This window comes from Stenotrophomonas sp. 05L44_2 (assembly GCF_056665995.1).
Genome location: NZ_JBFTNR010000402.1, coordinates 1 through 3,893, shown reverse-complemented (window position 1 = coordinate 3,893; position 3,893 = coordinate 1). Strand labels below are relative to the sequence as shown.

The 3,893-nt window shown below is 65.9% G+C and carries 2 protein-coding genes; one reads left to right on the top strand and one right to left on the bottom strand.

Going from position 1 to position 3,893, the window contains the following annotated elements; genetic code table 11:
- The coding region (locus tag AC1VAN_RS14400) for a TonB-dependent receptor plug domain-containing protein (RefSeq protein WP_480986046.1) at nt 1–2,616 on the bottom strand (2,616 nt) is incomplete at its 3' end.
- A 170-nt stretch (nt 2,617–2,786) separates the two neighbouring features.
- On the opposite strand from AC1VAN_RS14400, the gene AC1VAN_RS14395 reads away from it, so the two are divergent.
- Complete coding sequence (locus tag AC1VAN_RS14395) at nt 2,787–3,806, top strand: cyanophycinase (protein ID WP_442252029.1); 1,020 nt, start codon at nt 2,787–2,789, stop codon at nt 3,804–3,806.
- Nucleotides 3,807–3,893 lie beyond the last annotated feature (87 nt).

Below are 3,893 nucleotides of genomic sequence, written 5' to 3'. Positions count from 1 at the left end.
GTTGAACACATTGACCACCGACAGCGACAACCGCGAGTGATCGTCGAAGCGGTACTGCAGCGAAGCGTTGTAGCGGTAGGTCGCCTTGATCCACGGGCTGTCGCCGCTTTCCTCGTCGAACACCTGGTCGTAGCTGTCCGAGGTCGGCAGCTTGCCCAGGCGCGAGCCGTACACGGTGGCCGACCAGGCGTCCTTTTCCCAGGTCACGCTGACGCTGGTCTTGGTGCGGGGAATATCGAAGCCGCTGTTGATCGCGAACTGGTCTTCGGTCACATCGCCGGCATAGCGCTGGAAGTCATGCTTCTTCACCCAGGTGTGGGTGCCATTGAAGATGAAGTCGCCGATGCCGGTCTGCAGGCGGTAGCGCAGGCCGACGTCGATGCCGGAGGTGGACTCGCGCGCCACGTTGATCGGATTGACGTGCACACCGTACAGACGGCCGTCGGCGGTGCGGGTGATGCGGGCCAGAGCATCCACGCAGGTCGGCGAGCCGATGTCGGCGCTGCCCAGCCGGCAGTTCGCTTCGCTGGCCAGGATCGTACGCACGTCCATGTCCTGCACCTGGTCGCGCATGTCGATGTTGAACCAGTCGGCCGACAGGTCCAGGCCGGCGGCCGGCGACCACACGAAGCCCGCGCTCCAGGAGGTGCTGGTTTCCGGTTCCAGCTCGCGGTTGCCACTGCGGCTGCGGATCACGTTGCGCTCGTAGTCGGCGCAATCATCGGCGGCGTCGGCGCGGCAGTTGTACAGATCTTCCGCGCTGGTCTCGTCGTTGCCCGGGCCGGCGAATACATAGTGCAGGTCCGGCGCACGGAACGCGGTGCCGTACGAGCCGCGCACCAGCAGCGTGTCGATCGGGCGCCATTCCAGGCCGCCGCTCCAGGTCGCCTTGCCGATGGTGTGGCCCGAATAGCGGTACTGGTCGTAACGGCCGGCCACGCTCAGGTTGACCGTCTCATGCAGCGGCATGCGCAGCTCGGCGGCAGTCGCCCAGCGGTTGCGCGAGCCCTTGCCGTCCGAATCCTTCCAGCTGTAGTAGTAATAGCCGGTCGCCAGCGGGTCCGGGTTGAGCGCGTAGGCCTGCTGGCCCACTTCCACCGTCGCGGCAAAGCCGGCATCGCCGCCGGGCAGGGTGAACAGCGACCCATTGGTCAGGGTCAACGCAGCCGTCTCGGTACGCGACTTCGGCGTATAGGTGGTGCGTGCGGCGATCGAATCGTACTCGGCACGGGTCAGCGGCCGGTACAGGCGCGACGGATCGGCGTTGTAGATCGGGAAGCCGTCCTCGTCCTCGCCCAGCTGCGGGCCCAGGAACAGGTCGTTGGCCTTGGATGCGATGATCTGCGCCCAGCTGATCCGCGACTGGTACTGCGAATGGCTCAGTGCTGCTTCGTAGTCCCAGTTGCTGGTCAGGTTGCCCTTGAAGCCGGTGGTCACGCTGAAGGTCTTCTGCGTGCTGCGCACCATCGCATTGTCCAGCCCGCCCATTTCCTCGGGCGAGAACTGGCGCTGCCAGAACTCGATCTCGCCGGTGGCTTCATTGTTGAAGTAACCCGACTCATCACCGTCGGCGRCCATGCGGCCCCACTTGGTGACATCGCGCATCAGCGACATCGTGTGGTAGCCCAGCTGCACGTCGGCGAACCACTGCTGGCCGTTGTCGAAGTCGTAGCTGAGCGAGGCATAGCCGTTGGCGCCGCGGCGCTTGCTGAGGATCGTGCCGTAGCCGATCGAGCTGTCGCTGCCGCAGTAGTAGCCGTAGCGCGGACGGAACGCGCGGTAGGTGCTGCCCTGGTTCTGCCCGGCCAACGCCTCGCAGGTCGCCGCGCCCGGGTCCAGGTAGTCATCGTTGTAATCGGTGCGCAGGTAGGAACGACGGGCGATGCGCGCGCCTTCGGTCGGGCCGTCCTGCGTCGAGTCCTGGATGTCGCGGTCGTAGGCCCACAGCGGCGTCTGCGACTGCAGTTCGACGCTGTACACCGCGTTGAAGTTGCCGCTGCTGAAGCCGCTGGCCAGACTCATGTCGAACGACTCACCACCGCCTTCGGTGGTGGTGCCCATGCGCATGTCGATGGTGGTGCCATCGGCCTTCTTCTTCAGGATGAAATTGACCACGCCGGCGATTGCATCCGAGCCGTAGATCGCCGACGCGCTGCCGGTCAGCACTTCAATGCGATCGATCATGCCCAGCGGAATGTTGGACACATCGGTGAAGTTGCTGCGGCCCTTGAACGGCATCGGGAAGTCGGCGATGCGACGGCCGTTGACCAGCACCAGGGTGTGGTTCGGGCCCAACCCGCGCAGGTCGACCTGCTGCGCACCCGGCGAGAAATCGGCCCCTCCGGAGGACTGCTGGCTCTGCGTCTCACCGCCGTTCTGGGTCATCGCGCGCAGCACGTCCGGCACGGTGGTGAAGCCGCTGGAGCGGATCTGCTCTGCGTTGATGACAGTGATCGGCGCCGGTCCTTCCACCTGGGCGCGCGGGATGCGTGAGCCGGTCACCTGCACCGCATCCAGCTGTTGTACCGAAGAGGAAGCGGGAGTCTGTGCCGCCGCCGAAGCAGCAACGCCCATCAACGCCAGCTGGATCGACCACGCCATCGCCTGTCTACGCATGAGAAATTCTCGGAAGTAATGCCGGCCCACAGAGGAGGGGCCCTGTCCCCCATTCACATTTCAGGAATGGGCGCGCGCATTTAACGCCTTTTTCATGTCCTTGACTACTGGGGATATGTCTGGCAAAGAGTGAAAACGGTTGCAGGTCGTTTTTGTTCAGGGAGATCAAAATGCGACGCCTTCGCTACGGGCTGCGTGGCCCGCTCATCGCCTTGCTGCTGTCGGCGCTCTTCTGGTCATGGCCAGCGGCGGCACAGGAACTGATGGACCCGGGCTTCGCCTACTACGAAGTGGGCGATCTGGATGCACCGCGGCCTGGCCCGCGAGCGCCCGCGATGATGCTGATGGGCGGTGGCGAATGGGTGCCTGAAGCCTTCCAGTGGTGGCTGCGCCAGGCCGGCAATGGCCGTGTGCTGATCCTGCGCGCCTCCGGCACCGATGAGCTGCAGGACCGTCTGTACCGGGAGATTGGCGGCACCACCGCCGTGCAGACCCTGGTGTTCGACAACCGCCGCGGCGCCGATGACCCGGCCGTGCTGCGGGTCGTGGCTGCGGCCGATGCGATCTTCATCGCCGGCGGCGATCAGTCCCGCTACATCCGCTTCTGGAAAGGCACCGCGCTCAATCGCGCGCTGAATGCCCACGTGCGCGCCGGCAAGCCGATTGCCGGCACCAGCGCCGGGCTGGCCATCCTCGGCGGCTACGCCTATGGCGCGCTGGACGGCGGCAGCATCGATTCGGCCAGCGCCATGGCCGACCCGATGGGCGAGGCGGTGACCCTGGACCGCGGCTTCCTGCAGTTGCCCTACCTGCAGCGGGTGGTCACCGACACCCACTTCGACAAGCGCGACCGTCTCGGTCGCCTGATCGTGTTCGTGGCCCGCGCCGCGCATGACAGTGGTGACCCGGACATGGTCGGCATCGGCGTCGACGAAGACACGGCCCTGTGCGTGGAGCCTGACGGCCAGGCCCAGGTCTACAGTGCCGACGGCGAAGGCAAGGTCTGGGTGGTCAGCCCCGGACGCGATGCCGACCGGCTGGTGGAAGGCGAACCGCTGCGCTTCCATGCGGTGCCGGTCACCGTGGTTGCCAGCGGCAGTCGCATGCGCCTGGACGACCTGCAGGCCGACGCGGCCTACCAGGCTTTGGCTGAAATCAGCGATGGCGAGATTGAAGTCGTCCGCCAATGATCCGGTAGCGCCGGGCCATGCCCGGCGGATGCCGCCGCGCTGTGCCTTCCACCAGGCATGGCCCGACGCTACCGTGCAATCCAATCC

Excerpts from the sequence above, each read along its gene's own strand:
- AC1VAN_RS14395 (WP_442252029.1), top strand. The coding sequence starts at position 2,787 with ATGCGACGCCTTCGCTACGGGCTGCGTGGCCCGCTCATCGCCTTGCTG.